Source organism: Ketobacter sp. MCCC 1A13808 (genome assembly GCF_009746715.1).
GTDB lineage: Bacteria > Pseudomonadota > Gammaproteobacteria > Pseudomonadales > Ketobacteraceae > Ketobacter.
This window is the reverse complement of sequence record NZ_VRKW01000009.1, coordinates 32,112-53,940: the sequence shown is the minus strand read 5'-3', so window position 1 is coordinate 53,940 and position 21,829 is coordinate 32,112. Positions and strand designations below refer to the sequence as shown.

The 21,829-nt window shown below is 50.3% G+C and carries 14 protein-coding genes; 9 read left to right on the top strand and 5 right to left on the bottom strand.

Going from position 1 to position 21,829, the window contains the following annotated elements:
- The first annotated feature begins 10 nt into the window (after positions 1-10).
- From FT643_RS15990 to FT643_RS15980, 3 genes are read left to right on the top strand one after another with little or no spacing between them, the layout of a single operon-like run.
- A complete protein-coding gene (locus FT643_RS15990) occupies positions 11-6,673 on the top strand; it encodes an Hpt domain-containing protein (RefSeq protein WP_156872427.1) in 6,663 nt (2,220 codons plus the stop codon).
- A gap of 44 nt (positions 6,674-6,717) precedes the next feature.
- The gene (locus FT643_RS15985; RefSeq protein ID WP_156872426.1) at positions 6,718-7,749 is read left to right on the top strand and encodes a chemotaxis protein CheB; all 1,032 of its coding nucleotides are present in this window, start codon (positions 6,718-6,720) and stop codon (positions 7,747-7,749) included.
- Positions 7,750-7,787: 38 nt separating this feature from the next.
- Positions 7,788-8,240 (top strand): chemotaxis protein CheW, encoded by a 453-nt coding sequence (locus tag FT643_RS15980; protein WP_198043611.1) that lies wholly within the window; start codon positions 7,788-7,790, stop codon positions 8,238-8,240.
- 20 nt (positions 8,241-8,260) lie between these two features.
- On the opposite strand, the gene FT643_RS15975 is transcribed toward FT643_RS15980, so the two are convergent.
- The gene (locus tag FT643_RS15975) at positions 8,261-8,992 is read right to left on the bottom strand and encodes a 16S rRNA (uracil(1498)-N(3))-methyltransferase (protein WP_156872424.1); all 732 of its coding nucleotides are present in this window, start codon (positions 8,990-8,992) and stop codon (positions 8,261-8,263) included.
- A gap of 98 nt (positions 8,993-9,090) precedes the next feature.
- Here FT643_RS15975 and FT643_RS15970 point away from each other — a divergent pair, with 98 nt between their 5' ends.
- Together FT643_RS15970 and FT643_RS15965 are read left to right on the top strand one after the other, a co-directional pair.
- Complete coding sequence (locus tag FT643_RS15970) at positions 9,091-9,447, top strand: hypothetical protein (RefSeq protein WP_156872423.1); 357 nt, start codon at positions 9,091-9,093, stop codon at positions 9,445-9,447.
- 203 nt (positions 9,448-9,650) lie between these two features.
- The gene (locus FT643_RS15965) at positions 9,651-10,994 is read left to right on the top strand and encodes a phosphohexomutase domain-containing protein (protein WP_156872422.1); all 1,344 of its coding nucleotides are present in this window, start codon (positions 9,651-9,653) and stop codon (positions 10,992-10,994) included.
- Between the two features lie 10 nt (positions 10,995-11,004).
- Here the strand turns inward: FT643_RS15965 and FT643_RS15960 are convergent, their stop codons facing one another.
- Complete coding sequence (locus FT643_RS15960) at positions 11,005-12,357, bottom strand: adenosylmethionine--8-amino-7-oxononanoate transaminase (protein ID WP_156872421.1); 1,353 nt, start codon at positions 12,355-12,357, stop codon at positions 11,005-11,007.
- A 287-nt stretch (positions 12,358-12,644) separates the two neighbouring features.
- On the opposite strand from FT643_RS15960, the gene FT643_RS15955 reads away from it, so the two are divergent.
- The 4 genes from FT643_RS15955 (at position 12,645) to FT643_RS15940 (ending at position 19,104) form a co-directional block, all read left to right on the top strand.
- On the top strand, positions 12,645-13,649 hold the full coding sequence (locus tag FT643_RS15955) for an NADP-dependent oxidoreductase (protein WP_156872420.1): 1,005 nt from the start codon (positions 12,645-12,647) through the stop codon (positions 13,647-13,649).
- Positions 13,650-13,996: 347 nt separating this feature from the next.
- Entirely contained in the window at positions 13,997-16,162 is a 2,166-nt protein-coding gene (locus tag FT643_RS15950) for a sensor histidine kinase (RefSeq protein ID WP_156872419.1), read from the top strand.
- 6 nt (positions 16,163-16,168) lie between these two features.
- Positions 16,169-16,618 carry a response regulator gene (locus FT643_RS15945; protein WP_156872418.1) on the top strand — a complete coding sequence of 150 codons (450 nt, stop codon included), beginning with the start codon at positions 16,169-16,171 and terminating at the stop codon, positions 16,616-16,618.
- A 23-nt stretch (positions 16,619-16,641) separates the two neighbouring features.
- Positions 16,642-19,104, top strand: a complete 2,463-nt coding sequence (locus tag FT643_RS15940; protein WP_156872417.1) for an EAL domain-containing protein — start codon at positions 16,642-16,644, stop codon at positions 19,102-19,104.
- On the opposite strand, the gene FT643_RS15935 is transcribed toward FT643_RS15940, so the two are convergent.
- From FT643_RS15935 to cobJ, 3 genes are read right to left on the bottom strand one after another with little or no spacing between them, the layout of a single operon-like run.
- Entirely contained in the window at positions 19,076-20,212 is a 1,137-nt protein-coding gene (locus FT643_RS15935; RefSeq protein WP_156872416.1) for a sirohydrochlorin chelatase, read from the bottom strand. The genes FT643_RS15940 and FT643_RS15935 overlap by 29 nt on opposite strands.
- Positions 20,213-20,227: 15 nt before the next feature.
- Positions 20,228-21,046: a precorrin-4 C(11)-methyltransferase gene (cobM, locus tag FT643_RS15930; protein ID WP_156872415.1), complete on the bottom strand. Its 819-nt coding sequence runs from the start codon at positions 21,044-21,046 to the stop codon at positions 20,228-20,230.
- A complete protein-coding gene (gene cobJ, locus FT643_RS15925) occupies positions 21,043-21,819 on the bottom strand; it encodes a precorrin-3B C(17)-methyltransferase (protein WP_156872414.1) in 777 nt (258 codons plus the stop codon). Before cobJ ends, cobM begins: the two co-directional genes overlap by 4 nt.
- Positions 21,820-21,829 lie beyond the last annotated feature (10 nt).

The following is a 21,829-nucleotide window of genomic DNA, read 5'->3' as shown; positions in this document are numbered from 1 at the left end:
AGGAGCAGACATGGCTGATCAACACGATTATCAAGCGCTGGAATGGGTCAAAGGTGAAATCGAAGAAACCCTGAAACAGGCGCAACAATCGTTAGAAGCGTTTGAAGAGAATCCAGACGACTCCTCGCGCATGCGTTTTTGTCTCGCTCACCTGCATCAGGTGACGGGTACGCTGCAAATGGTGGAGTTCTACGGTGCTGCCTTAGTTGCCGAAGAAATGGAAAATCTGGCGATTGCGCTGATCAACGAACAGGTGCAACGAATTGAAGACGCGCAAGAAGTGTTAATGCGGGCCATTCTTCAATTGCCGGAATATCTGGAACGCATCAAGGATGGCCAGCGGGACATGCCGGTTCTGGTTCTGCCGCTACTGAATGATCTGCGCGCGGCGCGTGGCGAACACCTATTATCCGAAACAGTATTGTTCAAACCGGATCTGCAGGCCGGGGGTGAAGCCGCTCCGAAAGAAACCGTCTCACAAGAGGCATTGGCGCAGTTACCCGAGTTATTGAAAAAAATTCGTCAACTCTACCAGTTCGCTCTGGTGGGTCTGATTCGTAATCAGGATATGCCGACTAATCTGGGCTATATGGCCAAATCCCTGGCTAAACTGGAGCAGCTTTATAGCAATACGCCAATGGGCCAGTTGTGGTGGGTTTCCGCAGCATTGGTTGAAGGGGTGTCGCGGAATTATATTGAACTGGGAACCTCGGTAAAAATGCTGTTTGGTCAGCTCGACCGCCAGCTCAAAAATAGTATCGATACCGGGGCAAAAGTGGGTGAACCGGTACCCACCGATCTGTTAAAGAATCTGCTGTTTTATGTGGCCGGAAGTGAAGGTGAAACCGCCCGTATCGGACGTGTAAAAGAAGCCTTCCGTTTGGATAGTGCGCTGCCGTCGGAAGTATTACTGGATGGCGAACAGCGTAGTTTATCCGGGCCGGGTAAATCGACCATTGCGTCTGTTGTCACAGTTCTGCTGGAAGAGCTGGGTGGCATTAAAGAAACCCTGGATCTATTTATGCGGGGCGACGCCTACAATACTCAGGAATTGCGGACTGTCATCCCGGCCCTAAAGCAGGTGTCAGATACCCTGGCGGTGCTGGGTGTGGGAAATCCGCGTCGGGTTATTGCGGAGCAAATCGATACCATCGGCCGCATGATAGAAAGCCAGGAGGCGCCGGACGACAATGAGCTGATGGATATAGCTGGCGCATTGTTGTATGTGGAAGCGACATTGCAGGGGATGGCGCATGATCCTTCTGCTGCGATCAATGATGATGAAGAAACGGATGGACAATATGTCTCACCGGAGCAGATCAGCAAAGCCCGCTCTGCGGTTATAGAAGAATCCAGGGCCGGGCTGGAAAACGCGAAAGACGCCATTTCTGAATACATCAGCTCTGATTTTGATAGTAACTCATTGCAGGCTGTACCGGATATTCTGCACAGCGTCCGCGGCGGACTGCTGATGGTGCCGCTGAGCCATCCAGCGGCATTATTGCAAAGTTGTATTCTTTTTATCAGTGAGCGTTTGATTGATGCCAATGAACGACCGCACTGGAAGCAGTTGGATACGTTGGCTGATGCGATCACCAGCGTGGAATATTATCTGGAACGCCTGGGCGACCGCTTTCCTGGCGATGAGGATATCCTGGCTATCGCGGAAGACGCGGTAGCTAATCTGGGTTATCCCGCAGAACGCATTGATTCTGAAGAGCTGGCTGCCTTGCAGGGTGATTCAGGATCGGAGAGTCACTATCTTGAATCGGGAGCAGAGTCAGAGCAATTTGACCTGCAAACTCCGGCATCCGTCGGCGCTTCTGAAACGGAAACAGCAGAGTTGGAAGAAGAGCTGCAATTCGATTTGGTGGATGGTGAAGAAGATGAATTCATTCAGATTGATTTTAGTGAAGACGAAATAGCGGAAGCGCCATCCGAGCCAGAGCCGGAAGAAGAAGATGATCTGATCGATGAGGAAGTCATCGAAATTTTCATTGAAGAGGCGGGCGAAGTTCTGGAAACCATTAATGAATATTTGCCCCAGTGGATTTCAGATTACGATAACGAAGAAGCGCTAAAAGAATTACGCCGTGCCTACCATACATTGAAAGGCAGTGGCCGTATGGTCGGTGCCACCGTGGTGGGCGAGCTAGCCTGGTCAGTTGAGAATATGCTGAACCGCGTGCTGGACAAGAATATTGAAACGACAACGGAAGTAACCGGAATAGTGGAGCGGGTCACAGAAGTGATCCCACAGTTGGTGAAGGCGTTTGAAGACCGGGTTAAACCCGATATCGATGTAGACCCTTTGGCGGCGGTAGCGGATGCCCTGGCAAAAGGCGAAACACCACCGTCGTTGCCGGCTGATCTTCGCCTGGATGCTGCAGCTCCCGCTCCAGAAGAAGCTCCACCGGTGGTTGAGGAGATCCCGGAAGCGGAAGCAGAATCACTGGCACCTGAAACACCCGGGTCCGAAGAACCGGAATCGGAAATCGATTCCGTACTCGTGGACATTTTCAGCCAGGAAGCTTCTTCTCATCTAGAAACGCTGAAGACCTATCTGAATAATGAGCCGGCCCAAATACTCAGCGACGACATGTTACGGGCACTGCATACGTTAAAAGGCAGTGCGCATATGGCCGGTATACAGCCCATTGCAGATTTGGCAGCGCCTACGGAACGCTTTTATAAAGAATGTCATTTGCAGGGTGTACCCGCCGACGACAATATCAAATTGATGTTGGGTGATTTCGTACAGTTAATCGAGCAAGGGCTGGAAGATTTAATGTCCCACCCTGCTGCACCGATCATCGGTAGTGAGGAATACCTGACCCGTCTTAATGAGATGCGTGAAGATAAGCTCAAGCATGCTCACGATATTGATTCGGCCGAGTCCGGTAAACCGGATCCGCAGCTGGTCAGTGTATTCCTGGCCGAAGCAATGGATCTGATAATGGATGCGGGCGATGAGCTGCGCAGCTGGGAGAACGACCCGGTTCCGGGTGAAAAGCTGGATCAGTTGCGGCAGGAATTACGCATTCTTGCCCGCAGTGCGACCGCAGCTCAGTTGAATGAGGTGGTGGGATTAAGCATGACATTGGAAGAGCTGTATGAAGCCGCTTCCAATGGTATGGTCACTCCCGACGACTCGTTCTTCAGAGCCGCCCATGATGCTCATGAAGAATTAGTGACGATGATGGACTTTATCGCCGCCGGACAGCCCGCTAATCCGGCTGACGAGACCATTGCGCGGCTGCAAAGTTTGATGGATCAGGCTCCGCAGATGAGTGAGCAGCTGGATACCGCGCATCAGCAAATGAATGCAGCAGAAGCCAGCGAAACCGACGCGCCTCAGCCGGACGCCTTCACTATTGAATCACTAGCGGATCAGGAACAAGTTCTGGAAGCCGAGCCCGACGCCGAAGCAGATAGTTTCGCCGTTGATGCTTTTGATACTGCTGCTAGCGCACACGAAGCCGATGAAGCTGAAGACCCGTTAAAGACATTTTCTTTAACGGAGGATAATGCCGACCTGGCGTCCCAACAAGAGCCGATCGTTGACGATAGCGAAGCCACCGGTTTTGAGCTTGACATCGATGACGCCGATTTGGTGGTGGAGGGCGATCAGCACGATGCTCCACCGGAGCTGCAAACCGAAGAGTTTGTTATCAGCCATGAAGACGACGTTGAAGAACCTGCTAGCTTCAACTTTGAAGAAATTGATCAATTGGAAGAAGAGCCCGCTCAGCCGGAAGTAGTCGTGAGTGACGAGGTATCCGGTGATTATGATCCGGAGCTGGTCGAGATCTTTCTGGAAGAGGCGTCGGAAATTCTCGATACCACAGCAGAGCAACTGCAATCCTGGATCGAGACACCGGATGACCTGGATATTGTGGCGGGTCTACAACGCAATCTGCACACCCTGAAAGGGGGTGCGCGAATGTCCGACATGAAAGAAATGGGTGATCTGGGTCATCACCTGGAAAATCTATACGAAGGCTTGTGCATGAAAAACTTCACCGCCACACCGGTGTTGTTTGATCTGTTGCACCAATGCCACGATCGGCTAGCCGTCATGTTCGAATCCATTCAGAGTGGACAGCAGGCGGCACCGGCAGACGACCTGATCGGCAAGATTGACGACTTTACCCATGGCCGCCTGAAAACCATGGCGGCTGAACCTGCGCCTGAGCCGGAAAAATTAACGGTTAATCTGCAGGGGTCTGCATTCGCCACCCCGGCTGAGCAGGATACCAGTGCGTTGTCTGCATTGGGGGGTAATGGTGAAGAGCTGGATACCGAAATTCTCGAGATCTTTATTGAGGAAGCGGAAGAACTCACTGAAGGGATCGATAATACGATTAACGCCTGGCTGGCTGATCGCGATAACCAGGCACACCTAGATGAAATGAAGCGGTTGCTGCACACTCTGAAAGGCGGTGCTCGCTTAGCCGGTTTGGTTCAGATCGGGAATATGAGCCATAACTTCGAAAGCTTTTTGATTCAAAGCGAAACCGATCGGGTGGCACTGGATGACGCCTTCTTCAGTAAAGTTCAATCCGAGCACGACCGTTTGTTCCAGCAAATGGAGCATTTGAGCCAGCATGGTAGTGAACTTATCCTTTCTGCCGGCGAAGCAGAGAGCGCCGAGTTCGAGTTTACGCTGGATGAAGATATTGATTCGGCTGTGGCCCGAGCGCAGCAACCGGAGTCCGCTGCCGAACCCGAAACGTTGGCTCCGTTGCAAGTGAACGTTGCCAAATCCGATGTATTCCCGGCCTCAGCGTTCCATGCGGAAGAAGTTAAACGCGCCAGCGGTGAAAGTATCAAAGTGCCGTCAGAGCTGATGGAAGGTTTGGTTAATCTGGCCGGTGAAACCTCCATTTTCCGCGGCCGGATTGAACAGGAAATTACCGACTTCAACCACGTTATTGACGAAGTGGGTATGACCATCGAGCGGGCGAAGGAATTGGTGCGACGACTTGATATCGAGACCGAAGCGCAAATTCTGCATCGCTATCAGCAAGCGCAAACCGAAGGCCAGGAGTACGAAGATTTCGATCCCCTGGAAATGGATCGCTATTCCACGCTGAACCAGATTTCACGTTCTCTGGGTGAAACCGTATCGGATATGATCGATCTACGGGATTCCTTAGTCGATCGCACCCGTGACGCAGAAACATTATTGATCCAGCAGGGCCGTATTAATAGTGAGTTGCAGGAAAGCCTGATGCGCACCCGCATGGTTCCGTTCTCCCGGATGGTGCCACGTTTGCGTCGAATCGTGCGCCAGATCGCCGGCGAATTGGGCAAAAAAGCCGAGCTGGAAATCATCGGTGCAGAGGGTGAAATGGATCGGACCGTTTTAGAACGGATGGTGCCACCCCTGGAGCACATGTTGCGTAATGCGGTGGATCACGGTCTGGAAATGCCGGAAGAGCGTGTTGCGAAAAACAAAAAGGAAACCGGCCGTATTACTATTCACCTGGCTCGGGAAGGCGGTGAAGTGGTATTGCGCCTGACCGATGACGGCAAGGGTATCAATCTGGACGGCGTTAAGAATCGGGCGATCGAGCGTGGTTTGATGAAAGCCAGCGCGCCGCTGACCGACAAAGAAATTATGCAGTTTATCTTCAAGCCGGGTTTCAGCACGGCCGAGAAAGTGACGCAAATTTCCGGTCGTGGTGTGGGTATGGATGTGGTACACAGCGAAATTAAGCAGTTGGGCGGTAGTGTAAAACTGCATTCAGCACCCGGTAGCGGTTCGCAATTTACCGTGCGGCTGCCGTTTACGGTTTCGGTGAACCGTGCCTTGATGGTGCGAGTAGGCGAAGATTTGTATGCCATACCTTTGAATAATATCGAAGGTATCGTGCGTGTCAGCCCCTACGAACTGGAAGCGTACTATCAACCGGATGCCCCCAGTTTTGAATACGCAGGCCAGCAATACGGTGTGCGTTATTTGGGACGCTACGTGCATAACACGCCGGTGCCGAATTTGTCCGGTCACACGAAACCTTTGCCGGTGTTGCTGGTGCGTGGTGTGGATCATGCGGTTGCCTTGCAAGTGGATTCTTTGTTGGGTTCACGGGAAGTGGTGGTGAAATCGGTAGGCCCACAATTGGCGGCGGTCAGTGGTATTTCCGGAGCCACCATTCTGGGTGACGGTAGCGTGGTTATCATACTTGATCTGAGCGCCGTGATTCGCGCTGAGCAAGCTCAGATTGGTATAGACGGTGAAGAATTCAGTGCGCCGCTGGCACAGGTGAATGAAACGCCGCTGGCACAGGTGAATGAAACGCCGCTGGTGATGGTAATAGACGATTCGGTTACCGTGCGTAAGGTAACCAGCCGCTTGCTGGAGCGCAACGGATTCGAAGTGGTCACGGCCAAAGACGGTGTTGATGCCATCACTCAGCTACAGGATATTAAGCCGGACGTCATGTTGCTGGATATAGAAATGCCGCGTATGGATGGATTCGAGGTGGCGACACTGGTTCGTCATGATGAGCGTCTGAAAGATACCCCTATTATTATGATTACATCGCGTACCGGTGAAAAACACCGCGACAGGGCGATGAGTATTGGTGTGAATCGTTATCTCGGTAAGCCTTATCAGGAAACCGTATTGCTGGAAACAATAGACGAATTGATAAAACAGGAAGCGTGAATGGGGTCGATCCCGGTGAGCAAAGTCAGGTGAGTAAACGTTAAGTGAGCCACAAGCCAAACCCCCGTATCGGGGTGATAGCAGACTCAACTTTACAAAGGCACGTTGTATGCAAAGCCATCGAATCAGTGGGCTACAATGTGGCAGTTAGCTTGTCGCCGGATAAAGTCAGTGACGTTGTTATTCAGGATCCTGGAACCGACGTTTGGCTGGTTGACTTGGAAGATGAGGACAAATGGTCGGATTTTATTGTGCAGTTATTTGAAATCGCGACAGCCCCGATTCTGTTAGGTGAAGGCAATGCGCCCGGCATGAACAGCTTGCAGTTCCAGCGCTGGGAACGAAAGATTTACTCTAAATTAAAAGACATTGTGGGATCTCCCGCTCCGGTTTGCAGCGATCTTGAGGTGTTACATGAATCCTCGGTCGATTCTCCAGCGCCGGTAAAAGCAACCTTGGTAGAAAGTCATTATGAAGAAGGGGAGCCTGCGTCCAACGTGTGGGTATTAGGTGCCTCATTAGGTGGCCCGGCCGCAGTAAAAGAGTTTTTGGAAGCCCTGGTTCCGGGCCTGCCGATCGCTTTCGTTATTGCACAGCATATTGATCCCGGCTTCCAGGAAACCCTGGCGAAGGTCTGGGGGCGAAACAGTCACTTTAAATTTGTGGAGCCGTTATCCGGTCGTCGCATCAGTCATGGACAGATAATGATTGCACCGCTGGATCAGGTAATGACGGTGAATCAATTTTCACAGGTCACGCTGTTCGAGGAGCCCTGGGAAGGGCCCTATTCACCATCGATTGATCAGGCTATGGCATTAATGGCCGATCATTTTGGTGTGCAAACCGGGTCTATACTGTTCAGTGGTATGGGCAACGACGGTGCGATCGCTGCCGCCAAGTTGCGGGAAATGGGCATCGAAGTCTGGGCTCAAAACAGCGGGTCCTGTGCCAACAGCTCGATGCCGGATTCTGCCAGAGCAACCGGTTGTGTTACGTTCAGCGGCACACCGGTGGAGTTGGCGCATCACCTGTCGGGTTACATTGCTGAGCACTATTCCGAATCAATGGCAGGCTAATTGCGCTTGCCCTAGAACATAACAAGATGGATATCACCATGGCAGAAGCCCCAGAACAGATCGCTAGCCTACTAATCCCCATGATCGGGCGCCCGTTGCTACTGCCCAACGTAGCCATTGCCGAGATCGTCACCTGGGATGAGCCCGAGAAAACCGATGATGCCCCGCCCTGGATGTTGGGAACAGTAGATTGGCGCGGTATTACGTTGCCGGTGGTGTCATTGGAATTGATGAATAACGACGAAATTGAAGATGCCAACATAGGTCAGCGGCTGGCTGTGATTAATGGTGTGGGAGAGTATAAAAATGCCTTTTACGCTATTTCGGTGCAGGGAATCCCCCGTTTGGTAAGGGTGTTTCCCGAAGAACTCGGAAACGAAGAATCCGCGACGGAAGATCAGGCCTACGATATGTTGGTGATGGTGAGTGGGGAACGGGCGGTCATCCCGGATCTGGTGACAGTAGAGCGGGCTCTGAATAACATTATCTGACAGTGATTGCCCGGCTCGGTTTATCGAAAATCGCCCCAGGTTAATTGCAATAGACTTAATAACACCACGGGGGCTGTTTCTGTGCGCCAAACTCGCGGCCCCAGTGTAATGCAGTCAAAGCCAAAGTCTTTCGCCTGTTCTACCTCTTCATCTGAAAATCCCCCCTCCGGGCCCACCGCAAAGCACACTGATTCCGGTGCGTCCTGTGCAAATGGATTACTCGGCAGGTCTTCGGTATGCAGTATCCATTTGCGGTCGGCTTCCACCTGTTCAGCCCATTGCAGCAAGGGCAATGGCGGATTCAGAGTCGGCACGATATTGAGCCCGCTTTGCTCGCAGGCGCTGATCATAAGATGGCGCCACTGTTCCATTTTTTTGGTCAGGCGTGCGCCTTTGAGGCGAACTTCGCAATGATGGCTGAGTAAAGGCGTAATTTCGCTTACACCCAATTCCACTGATTTTTGCAGCGCGTAATCCATATGGTCGCCTTTGCCCATCACCTGGCCTAAATGCAGGTGTAGCGGGGCGGCGCGGTCCGGTTCCACGAAGAAATCAAGCGACACCTGTACCGATTTGGGTGTGATGGCCTCGATCAGGCCGTGGTATTCACCGCCGGTGCCGTTGAACAGTATCACCGGATCGCCGGCGGACTTACGGAGGACTTTACTGAGATGGTGGCTACCGCTGTCATTCATGGCAATCGTGTTGCCTTCTATCAGAGGCATATCTTGAAATATTCGGGGTGTTCGCATGGGTAAAACTTTCAACTGGTTATAAATTGGATGAATACCCTAACATTCTAGAACAGATCGCTTATCATTGTCCCGATTCTAATGACAGAGTGGTTGTTATGACTAAATTAATTGGATATGCGCTGATTGCAATGGGGGCTGCGGTGCTGTTATTCGGCATCAATCAATTGGGAGTGTATCTGAATGATCCGGCGCAATTTCCGATTTATCATTATCTTACCAACATGCCTGTGGCGGAGCGAACGATGGTGATACAGGGAAGCAACATGATTCTTCCGGTAGGCATATTCAAGATCAGTGGTCTGCTTTCCATTATTCTGGCGGGGTTTCTTTTGCTCTCGTTAGTGCGGTTATTGGTGAGTACCGGGGTGCGAATGATCACGGCCAATATCCGCGATCTGGCCAAACAGTTGGTGGTGGAGATACAAAAGATCAATCACAGCGCTGAAAGGTGAGGCGGGTGTCAGCGGATCACCAGGTACGGCGTCATCCGGTGACGATAGATGAGAGTGTAATCCCGGCAACGGCTCGGTTTATACTTGGGTCTTGAGCCCGGAAGCAGGTGAGCCGAACGGATTTTTCTGTATTCGATTCGGTATTCTGGTGTCGGGGCAACCATTAACAACCCACAAAGGGTGAATTACGGGGTTTTATAGTTATGGATTTAACTGCATTCAAGGCCTATGACATTCGCGGCCGCGTGCCCGACCAACTGAATGAAGACGTGGTGGAGCGGATTGGCCGTGCCTATGTGGAGGTCACCGGCGCTAAAAAGTTGGTAGTGGGTTACGACATCCGCTTATCCAGTCCGGCCCTGGCCGCTGCCTTAATCAAGGGTGTCACGGCTGCCGGCTGTGATGTGTTTGACATCGGCTTGAGTGGCACTGAACAGATTTATTTTTCCACTTTCTTCTATGAAATGGACGGCGGCATTGCCGTTACAGCCAGCCACAATCCCAAGGATTACAATGGCATGAAAATGGTGGGGAAAGGGTCGCGTCCGATCAGTTCTGATAACGGCCTTCTGGATATCAAAGATCGCGTTAGCGGCGACTTCGAAGACGCCGCTCAAGCCGGAACAGTGCATCAGTTAAACGTGATGGATGATTACATAAATCATTTGCTCGGCTATGTCGATGTACCGAACCTGGAACCCTATCATGTGGTCGTGAATGCCGGAAATGGTGGTGCGGGCATGATAGTGGATGTGTTGGAATCCAAGTTGCCGTTTAAATACACCAAACTATTGAATGAGCCTGACGGCCACTTTCCTAATGGCGTGCCCAATCCGTTGTTAAAAGAAAATCGTGATGCGACCCGCGCCGCTATCCTGGAACAGAAAGCGGATTTTGGTGTGGCTTGGGACGGTGACTTTGATCGCTGTTTTTTGTTCGATGAAACCGGTCGTTTTATTGAAGGCTATTATATTGTCGGTCTGCTAGCGGAGCAGTTTCTGTTAAAAGAGAAAGGTGCGCGTATTATCCATGACCCGCGTTTGACCTGGAACACCGTTGAGGTGGTGGAGCAAGCCGGAGGCGTGGCGGTCGAAAGTAAAACCGGGCATGCTTTTATCAAGGCCCGTATGCGCGAAGAAGATGCGGTGTATGGTGGCGAAATGAGTGCGCACCATTATTTCCGGGAATTCGCGTATTGTGATTCCGGGATGATTCCCTGGCTATTGGTTGCGGCTTTGATGTCACGCAGTGGCAAGACGCTTTCACAACTGATCGATGAGCGTATCGCCCGTTTCCCTGCCAGCGGCGAGATTAACCGTACCATCGACGACGCAAAGTCCGTGATTGCCAAAGTGGAAGCGGCTTATACTGAAAGTGCAAAAGAAATCAGCCGGGTAGATGGGCTGAGTATGGACTTCGGTGAATGGCGTTTTAATTTGCGTATGTCCAATACGGAGCCATTAGTACGCCTGAACGTAGAATCCCGTGGTGATCAGGCGCTGATGGAAGCAAAGACGGACGAGTTGTTAACATTAATGGCAGAATAGTTGCGCTTTATTAATCTTGCGTGGCGATGTTGATACCATCCCACGCAACGTTGGCCAGGTGATCAATCTGCTCCTCGCTGATCACATAGGGCGGCATGAAATACACCACGTTTCCCAGCGGTCGCAATAGGGCCTGATTCTGCAGTGCATGCTGATACACTCTCAGACCGCGCCGTTCCTGCCAGGCAAAAGGCTGTTTGTTTTTTTTGTTTTTCACCATTTCAATGGCCAGAATCATTCCGGTTTGGCGCACCTCGGCGATATTGGGGTGGTCCGTAAAGTGAGCCGTAGCGGCGGCCATTTTGCGAATCAGTTTTTGATTGTTTTCGATTACGTTGTCTTGCTCAAATATATCCAGCGTAGCCAGGGCTGCTGCGCAGGCGAGTGGGTTGCCGGTGTAGCTGTGCGAGTGTAAAAATCCCCGCATGGTTTCGTATTCGTCGTAAAACGCCTGATAAATAGTTTCATGGGTTAAAACCGCACACAAGGGCAAGTAGCCGCCGGTGAGCGCTTTGGACAGACACAAAAAATCCGGCGTAATGTCGGCTTGCTCGCAAGCGAACAGGGTACCGGTACGTCCGAAACCTACCGCAATTTCATCAGCAATCATATGCACTTGGTAGCGGTCACAGGCCTCGCGTAACTTTTTCAGGTAAACGGGATGGTACATACGCATGTTGCCGGCACACTGCACCAAAGGCTCGACAATGACGGCACAAATTTCCTCGTGATTGCGGCGCAGGATTTCTTCCATGCCTTCAAACGCGCGCAGGCTGTATTGCTCCCAGGTTTCACCCTCTTCACGCGCATAGCAATCCGGACTCGGGGCCGTCAGAGTGGTCATCAGTAAGGGTTCATAGATTTTTTTATACAGCTCAACATTGCCTACCGCCAGCGCGGCCAGGGTTTCACCGTGATAACTGTTGCCAAGCGTGACGAATTTGGTTTTCTTTTTGTTGCCCTGGTTGAGCCAGTAATGGAAACTCATCTTCAGCGCAACTTCAATGCCCGACGAACCGTTGTCTGCATAAAAGCAATGGTTGAGTTTATCCGGTGTGATCGCAACCAGGCGCTCAGATAATTCGATAATCGGCTCATGACTGAAACCCGCAAGAATCACGTGCTCGAGTTGATCCAGCTGCCCCTTAATGCGGTCGTTGATGCGGGGATTGGCGTGTCCGAAAATATTGACCCACCAGGAACTGACCGCATCGATATAGCGATTTCCGTCAAAATCCTCGAGCCAGACACCTTCACCTCGCCTGATCGGGATCAACGGAAGGGTTTCATGATCCTTCATTTGTGTGCAAGGGTGCCACAGCACCTTAAGATCCCGTTGCATCAGTGATTGATTGTTAGGCATGTTCGATTGCTTCCCGATAACGAAAATAGACCGACTAGGGTAAGAATTTCCGCCTTAACAAGCAAGGGAGCGATGTGATGCGGGCCGGAGTGTTCTCAAGCACGCATTTGGTTTTTGATTGAGTAAGTCGTATAGGCCATCAAATTGGTCATTAGTGACATTATCGATCTATCGGGCTGGAGCCATAGCAAAACGGCCCTGACGGGCCTTGAAAATCTGGCCATATCGATCAATATCCAGTACGGTGACGACACCCTAACAGGCCATGAATAACAAGGAGAACCACTATGTCATTGACCAATCGACAATTCAGATTGGCGGAACGTCCGGTCGGATTACCCAAAGAGTCAGGCTGGAATCGAACAGAAGAACCAGTGCAGCAACCGGAAGATGGCCAGTTTCTGGTGAAGGTTGAATACATCTCTTTAGATCCTGCCATGCGCGGTTGGATGAACGAAGGTAAATCTTATATTCCACCTGTGGGTATAGGGGAAGTGATGCGTGCTTTAGCGGTGGGCAAGGTGGTCGCCTCGAAACACCCCAAGTTCAACGAAGGTGACGCAGTAACAGGTGCTTTCGGAGTACAGGAATACGCCATTTCAAATGGTGAGGGCGTGAATCGGGTGGACGCGTCATTAGCGCCGCTCCCTATTTATATTGGTACGTTGGGGATGCCCGGAATGACAGCCTATTTTGGTTTGTTGGAAGTGGGTGAGCCTAAGGAAGGTGATACGGTTGTGGTGTCCGGCGCGGCGGGCGCAGTGGGAACCATCGTTGGACAAATCGCAAAAATCAAAGGTTGCAGGGTGGTTGGCATCGCCGGTGGCAAGGAAAAATGCGATCTCTTGGTGAATGAGTTCGGATTTGATGCAGCGATCGATTACAAAGCCGACGATGTATATAAAGGCCTACGTGAACATTGCCCTAAAGGCATAGATGTTTATTTTGATAACGTGGGCGGCGATATTCTGGATGCGGCGCTGGCCAATTTAGCGATGGGTGCACGAGTGGTAATTTGTGGCGCTATCTCTCAATACAATACAACTGGTGAAGTGAAAGGCCCGAAAAATTATATGTCGCTATTGGTGAACCGTGCCAGCATGAAGGGTATGGTGGTGATGGACTACACCAAAAATTTCGGAAAAGCTGCGGTGGAAATGGCTGGGTGGCTGTCTGCCGGAAAAATGAAAAGTCGTGAGCACGTTGTGGAAGGATTCGACCAGTTTCACGATGCTCTACTGATGCTGTTCCGGGGTGAGAATACCGGAAAATTAGTATTGAAAGTGAGCTAATTCCAGCACCCATACGCTGTTTTAGATTGGATAGTAGCAATTTAGGGTGCCGGTTGATTCCGGTGCCTTTTTTTGTGCGTGGCAGAAACAGAAAGCCAAATATGGCCTAATTGGTGTTTCCGATTTGCACTCTCTACCAAGATAATTCCGGTTCCCCGTTAGCCTTTGTTAATCTCCATATCTGTACTTTATTTAATTCGTTGGAAACCTTCTACAACGTTCAGACCTGAACTAGACTTTAATTATCGGTCTGCTATGCACTTTGATGTTGGAGTGACCTAATTCATCAGATAACTTCACAGGTGTAAAAATTTCTGATCAGTGTTGAATGGAATCAATAAAATCTGATGTTCAGTAAATGGATTTATTACCGGCTTTTAGGGCGTTTTTTTCTGCCGCTACTGCTCATTGTTGCGGTAGTGATTGGCTTGCTTTATCACCAGGAAATAGAAACCTTAGATAAACTGCTGGAAAAAGAAGACATCAGTAGCGTTGAGCTGGCTACGCAAGTGGAAAGGAATGCGCTGGCAACGTTGGGTGCAGACGCTTTGTATCTTGCCGGTCAACCCAATATGAAAAGCTGGATCGAATACCCGAGCGGGCTCAATAAAAGTGCAGTGATCGCAGATTTTCAATGGTTTCAGGAGCGCTTTCCGGTTTACGACCAGGTGCGATTCCTGAATGCTCAAGGCATGGAGGAAATAAGACTGGATCGTGTCAGTGGGCAGTCCTTGGTGGTGCCACAGGCGCAGTTGCAGAATAAATCCCAGCGCTATTATTTTAAAAAAATTCACTCGTTAAGCCCGGGCGATATCTATGTTTCTCCTTTTGATCTTAACCTGGAGCGAGGCAGAATCGAAATTCCACTCAAACCCGTAATCAGAATCGGAACACCTGTTTTTAACCAATCCGGAAAATTCCGCGGCAGTATACTGCTTAACTATCTTGGTACTCAAATTCTGGATGAGTTACGCCAATTTAGTCCCGGTGACGGACGTGAGATTTGGCTGCTGAATAATAAGGGCTTTTGGTTATTGGGAAGAGGACCGGAGCAGGAGTGGGGGTTCATGTTTCCAGAGCGCCAGCAACACACGATGCCGATTGCCTATCCGCAAGTCTGGGAAAAAATGCAAAACAATTTTGAGGTCGGGCGAGCTTCTCAAAACCAGGATCTATTTACGTTTCATCGTTTGGATATAAATTCTGTGACACCGGGGGGAGAAAGCCTTAAGCAAAACCACTGGTATGTACTCATTTTTACTCCAAAATCGTATATCGAGGAAAAGCACGCGGACGTAAAGCGTAACTACCTTTACATGTTCGCATTGGTGTTCGGATTACTGCTGATCGTTTGCAGCCGCTTAGCGCAGAAAGAACTGTTGCGGGCAGAATCAGAACAAAAAGTGGCTGAACAGGAAGTGCAATACCGTGAGTTGTTGGAAGGAGCTCCGGATTCAATCGTGGTTGCAGATCAGAGTGGCGTCATCCGCATGGTCAACGTGGAAGCGGAGCGGGTAACAGGTTACAGCCGTGCTGACCTTGTAGGTCAAAATGTCGAGATTCTATTGCCACAACGACTAAGAGAAAATCACGAAGAGTATCGCCAAAGCTATCTTGAAAACCCCGTTGTACGTTCAATGGGCGCCAGTAAGGAATTGTTTTTACTCACCAAATCCGGAATGGAAATACCCGTTGAAATCAGTTTGAGTCCGTTAGTGAGAGGAAATGAGCGCCTGGTTACGTCGATTATCCGGGATATAACGCAACGGAAACAGCAGGTCGCTCATATCAAGGAATTAAACCGCGATCTAGTAATGCGTTCCAACGCACTGAAAGCCATTAACCTGGAATTGGAGTCCTTTAGTTATTCGGTTTCCCATGATCTGCGAGCACCGCTAAGGGCGGTGGACGGCTTTAGCCAAACGATTATCAAAGAGTACGCTGATAAATTGGACGACAGGGGAAAAGACCGCCTAGAGCGCATTCGAAAAGCAGCCCAGAACATGGCAGGCTTGATTGACGGCTTATTGGACTTATCCCGAATCAGCCGAACGGATATGCAGAGGGAAGAGGTCAGTCTCAGCAAACTGGCATCAGAGGTTTTATCGCAATTACAGGAAATTGATCCCGGCCGTAAGGTCACAGTCAGTATTCAGCCTGAGATGAACGCGCAGGGTGACGCGCGGTTGCTAAAAGTGTTACTCACTAATCTTATTTCCAATGCCTGGAAATTCACCGGACAGGTCGACGACGCCAGGATTGTATTGCAATCAAAAGAATTGAATGGAGAACAAGTATTTTCGGTGCAGGATAACGGAGCCGGCTTTAATATGGATTACGCTGCCAAGCTATTCGGGGCTTTTCAGCGCTTGCATGATGCGGAGGAGTTTCCGGGTACCGGTATAGGCCTTGCAACAGCAAAACGCGTGATCAACAAGCACGGGGGCCGGATCTGGGCGGAGTCGGAACCCGGAAAAGGCGCAGTATTTTATTTTACTTTAGGAGAGGAGTAAGACCGCATGGATGACAGAATTATTTTGTTAGTGGAAGACAATCCGGATGATGCTCTGCTGACGTTGGACGCATTATCAACGAACAATATCGGCAATAAGGTCGTGGTAGCAAAAAACGGAGTCGAGGCTTTGGATTATATGTTCGGCACCGGAATGTATGAAGGTCGGGACATTTCAGATATGCCCGCCATCGTTTTACTGGATCTAAAATTACCGAAAATAGATGGTCTTGAAGTGCTGCGTCGAATTCGGGCTGACCCACGTACTAATCTGCAACCGGTTGCGATTTTGACGTCCTCTAACGAGGAAGAAGATCGCATCAAGGGCTACTCACTGGGCGCCAATAGCTATGTAAGAAAACCGGTAGACTTTGACGAATTTATTTTGGCTGCGGGCCAGCTTGGTTTGTATTGGCTGTTGTTGAATCAGCCTGTACCTGGCGCAAAAATTAAGTAGCATGGCGGAGTCTGACAGAAGTTATGGTTAGTAGAACAGAAAACGATTCATCTAAACTGAACACCCTTATTGTCGAAGATAATAAAGACGATTTTCTGTTGTTGGTCGATTATATCGAGGCAAGTGGACTGGAGATTGAAGCAAAATGTGTTGATACCGAATCCGATCTGGTCTCTGCTTTGGACCAACCCTGGGATATAGTGTTTTCGGATTACTCCATGCCGAATATGAATGGCGCCCGCGCTTTAGAAATCGTTCGCAGACTGGATCAGGATGTGCCGTTTGTCTTTGTGTCCGGGACCATCGGTGAAGAAGCCGTCGTCAATGCAATAAAGTCCGGGGCTCAGGATTATGTAATGAAATCGGATATGTCACGGCTCCGGCATATTATGGACCGTGAGTTGCGGGAAGCTAATAATCGCAGAGAGCAGCGTGATGCAGAAAATACGCTTAAAAAACTTTCGCAGGCGATAAGGCAATCAGCAGACAGTGTGTTCATTACGGATGCGTCAGGCCATTTTGAGTATGTAAACCCCGCGTTTGAATTACTTACCGGATATGAGCTGACGGATGTAAAGGGAGATACGCCTTCCTGCCTCAAAACCGAGCACAGCGATCCGGAGCAATTTAAATTGCTTTGGGATACGCTTTTGAGGGGGGAAACCTACAAGGGTATGTTGATCAACCGGCGCAAGGACGGTAGCGAATTTTATGAGGAAAAAGTCATTTCACCGGTTAAAAACGACCTCGGTGATATAACACACTTTGTGTCCACGGGGCGGGACGTTACTGCACGAATGGTTGCAGAGCAATCCTGGCGGCGCATGCGCAGCGTGTTGGAGGCGACACCGGATCTGGTGGCTATTTTCAGGCCCAGTGGTGAAATGGTTTACTTAAATGCCTCAGGTTTTCAGTTGTTGGGCGTCTCACAGCAGGTTGCTACTCAGGATCTTGTGTATAGCGCAATACTTCCGGAGAAACTGGTTCGCCAGCTGGATACAGAAATAATACCGCTGGTTATGCAGCAGGACTCCTGGTCAGGTGAGTCGCAGATTGAACGCCCTTCAGCACAGAACCAGATGGTGCCGGTTTCCTTGGTTGTGTTAAAACACAATGAACAACAAGGAAACCAACTTTATTTTTCTTTGGTGGCGCGTGATATTTCGGAGCGAATTCGCTTTGAATCTGAGCTGCAGCACCAGGCTAATCACGACAGTTTGACGTCCTTGCCTAATCGTTACTTTTTATTGGACAGATTAAAGTCGTCGATCGCTTCCGCCCGGCGCCGGCACACCCTGGTGGCGGTTCTATTTCTGGATCTGGATGGGTTTAAACGGGTAAACGATAATCTGGGCCATTTGGTGGGTGACGAAATGTTGCGTCAAGTGGCAGATCGTTTGCGCCATTGTCTGCGGCCGGCGGATACCATCGCCCGGCTTGGCGGTGACGAATTTACCGTGGTGGTCGAGGATCTGATCAATTCAGTGGATATTATTTCCATCATTAGTAAATTCTATCGGGTGTTCCAGTCACCCATCGCGGTGAGTACGCAGGAGTTTTTTGTCACATTCAGCACCGGCGTGGCTATATATCCTCAGGACGGAAGCAATGAGACCGATTTATTGAGGCACGCTGACATGGCGATGTATCGCGCCAAGTCGCTGGGGTCCAATCAGTATCAATTTTATGCTCCGGAAATGGACTATCGGGGCCGTGAAATTTTACGCATGGACACCGAGCTTCGCTATGCCATTGAAAACGATGAGCTGTGTTTATATTATCAGCCGCAAGTGGATGCCAAGACACGCCAGCTGATGGGCGTGGAAGCACTGATACGCTGGCGAAGCCCCGCCAGGGGGTTGGTATCTCCGGCTGAGTTCGTACCGTTGCTCGAATCTTCCGGGATGATTTTACAGGTGGGGCACTGGGTGATAGAGAAAGCATGCGAGCAGTACAACCGGTTTCGTGAGGCTGGATTTCCCAGAATACGGGTGAGCGCGAATGTCTCGGCAGTCCAATTCAGGGATTCGGGTTTTCTGGAACAGGTGACCGCCTGCGTTCAGGCCGCACAAATCCCTCCGGATATGTTAGAACTCGAGATCACCGAAAACATTGTAATGCAGGACCCGGAACGCGTATCGAACATTCTTTTCGAATTAAATAAACTGGGCGTGAGAATGGCGATTGACGATTTTGGTACGGGTTATTCATCGTTAGCCTATTTAAAACGCTTTCCTTTACACACGCTTAAAATCGACCGCAGTTTTATCTGCGATGTCACTGAGAGTGTAAGCGATGCCACCATCGTTGAAGCCAGTATTTCACTGGCTCATAAACTGGGTCTGGATGTGGTGGCAGAAGGCGTGGAAACTGACGCTCAATGCCAGTTCTTAAGCAATATTGACTGCAATTACATTCAGGGTTTCTGGTTTAGCAAACCGATGCCTGAAGACGAGATTATTTCGTTTCTTGGGAAAACATTTTAATCCTAACGGAATTTTTGGGTTTACAGCCGGGTTGATGGTCTTCCGATTCGGTTATCGTATATTCCTGTAACAGACTCTGTGGAAACTGAGACATAAAACAGCAGCACAGGTTTTCATTGATCATTGTTCGCGGCCCGTTGGGGTGTGCGATGTGTTTATAGGGCGCATGGTGGTGTCCGTGATCATGATGATGCTGATGGGAGTGAGAGTGATGCCCCTGTTGATGGGAATGCTCCTGATATTCTGCGTGGTGGTGGTGCACATCAACTAATCCTGCAGCCAGTCGCTGCTGAAACCGTTGCATTAGCCCCAAGGCGGGTTCAGGCCCGGCGATGGTTTCATTAATGCGGTCGACAAAGGTTTCAATTACATGAGTTTGATCACGTAAGTAATCTGTTTTTATAAAGTTGATGTCAGGATTTTCTGATGCAACCTTGTCAACATAGGCGTAGATCCGGTCAATCAGCTTTCCACCAAAAAGAAAATACGGTGCAACGACAATCTTTTTGTAGCCCAGTTTGATGGCCATCTCCAGGCCGCGCCCGACTGAGGGAAAGGTCACCCCGGAGTAAACTGTCTCCGACCATCCGAACCCTAAATTTTCGCACACGATGCGCGTTAATTTTGTCGCCTCTGCATTGGCCTCAGTAACAGAGGTACCTCTTCCCACTACGACCAGCATAGTGTCATATAATTGCCCGGCCTCCGGCAGTGTGTGGTGGCCCAGAGCCTCAAGAATGCGGTGCTGAAAGGCTTGTATCATGTTGTCGTGCAACCCAAGCTCGCGACCGTACTCTATGGATATTTCCGGGTGCTTCTGTTGATAGGTGGTCAGTACCGATGGGATGTCGTTCTGAGCATGGGTCGCTGAAAACAGCATACCCGGAACGGCAATGATGTTGGTAACGCCTTGCTGGCGTAATTTATCCAGTGCCATATGGAGATTGGGGGCTGAAAATTCCAGAAAACCGTATTCCACTTTAAGTGTCGGAAAGCGGTTGCGTAAACCGGTAGCAAGCAAGCTGAACTCTTGTTCTGCAATTTTTGCGCGACTGCCGTGACCGCAAATTAAAATACCGGAATCCGCTGTAAGATCTTCGATGTTCATATTGTTGACGCTCTGTTACTGATTCTTGGTTTTAGGGTGTGCCAGTGCACTGTCCACGTTGCGTTTTACCGCAGGTTTAAATTTTGGCCGGTAGACGTGGGCCTGCTGGTCATCGTAAAGATAGGAGTCTTGGAAACCCTCGGCTGCCATCGCACGCCCCACTAATATTAGTGAGGTACGGGTGAACTTCTTTGCCCGCACTTTTTCGACAATATCATCCAGAGTGCCTATGACCTTATCCTGATCCGGCCAACCGGTTCGATAACAGACAGCGATCGGGCAATCATGGCCGTAATGGGGAATGAGTTCTTCGACAATTTTGTGTATCCGGGTTACGCCCAGGTGAATAGCCAAAGTCGCTCCGATGGCCGCTAGGGCAGGTAATCGTTCCCGTTCCGGAAAGGGGGTTTTGCCTTCATAGCGGGTCATGATAATGGTTTGGGTGATGCCCGACAGGGTCAGTTCCTTGCCCAGCCAGGCCGCCGAAGCAGACGTTGCTGTGACACCGGGAATTATTTCGAAATCGATTCCCAGGGGCTGCAGGCGACGAATCTGTTCACCTATAGCGCCGTATACGGACGGATCGCCGGAATGCACCCTGGCAACGTCTTTTCCGGCCGCGTGAGCTGCTTCGATATGTTCGATGATCTCATCCAGACACATCGACGCAGTGTCCATTATGGCTTCAGCACGGTCTTCGACACCAGCAAATAACTGGCGGGGAACCAGCGAACCAGCATATAAAATGACGGGACACCGATCGATAAGTCGTTGCGCCTTAATGGTAATCAAATCCGGATCACCTGGCCCTGCACCAATAAAATAAACTGTCATAATTTCTTTTTATAACCTCGCGGAGTGTAAACCCACTCTTTATCGCCATTCACAATATGCCGCGACTCGCTATTGCCAACGCTGACAAGAGTGAACATATCGACGTCATCTACCGAAAATGCTTGCAGCGTGGTAAGGGTGATCTGTTCATCGGCACGGGTAAGCTGCCGCCCCAGAACCACGGGTGTAGTGCCGGGACGGTATTGCAGCAGAATATCCCGCGCGGCACCCATCTGCCAGTCACGGGTTTTGGATTTGGGATTATAAAACGACACCACAAAATCGCCTTGCCCGCAGGCGTGCAATCGTTTTTCAATTGTTTGCCAAGGGGTTAGCAGGTCCGATAATGAGATGGTACAAAAATCATGGCCCAGCAACGCACCTACACGACTGGCCGCGGCCTGCATTGCTGAAATGCCGGGAATCACTTCGATCTCGACATCCAGCCACTCGGGTTTATTTTCCTGGCCGTTGAGTTGCTGATCGAGTAATTCAAACACCAGGGTTGCCATTGCATATATACCAATATCACCACTGGAAATCAGCGCTGTTGTTTTACCGCTGGCGGCAAGATCCAGAGCCAGTCGTGCACGATTGATTTCTTCCCCTAACGGCAGGTCATGATGTGTTTTGTCGTTGCAAACGTCCCCGAGCAATTGAAGATACAGGCCATAAGCGACCAGATCGCTACTGGCTTCGATGGCCGCAAGTGACTTGGGTGATACCAGCTCGCTGTCTCCGGGGCCGGCGCTGACTACATACAATGTGCTCATAAAAGCGGGT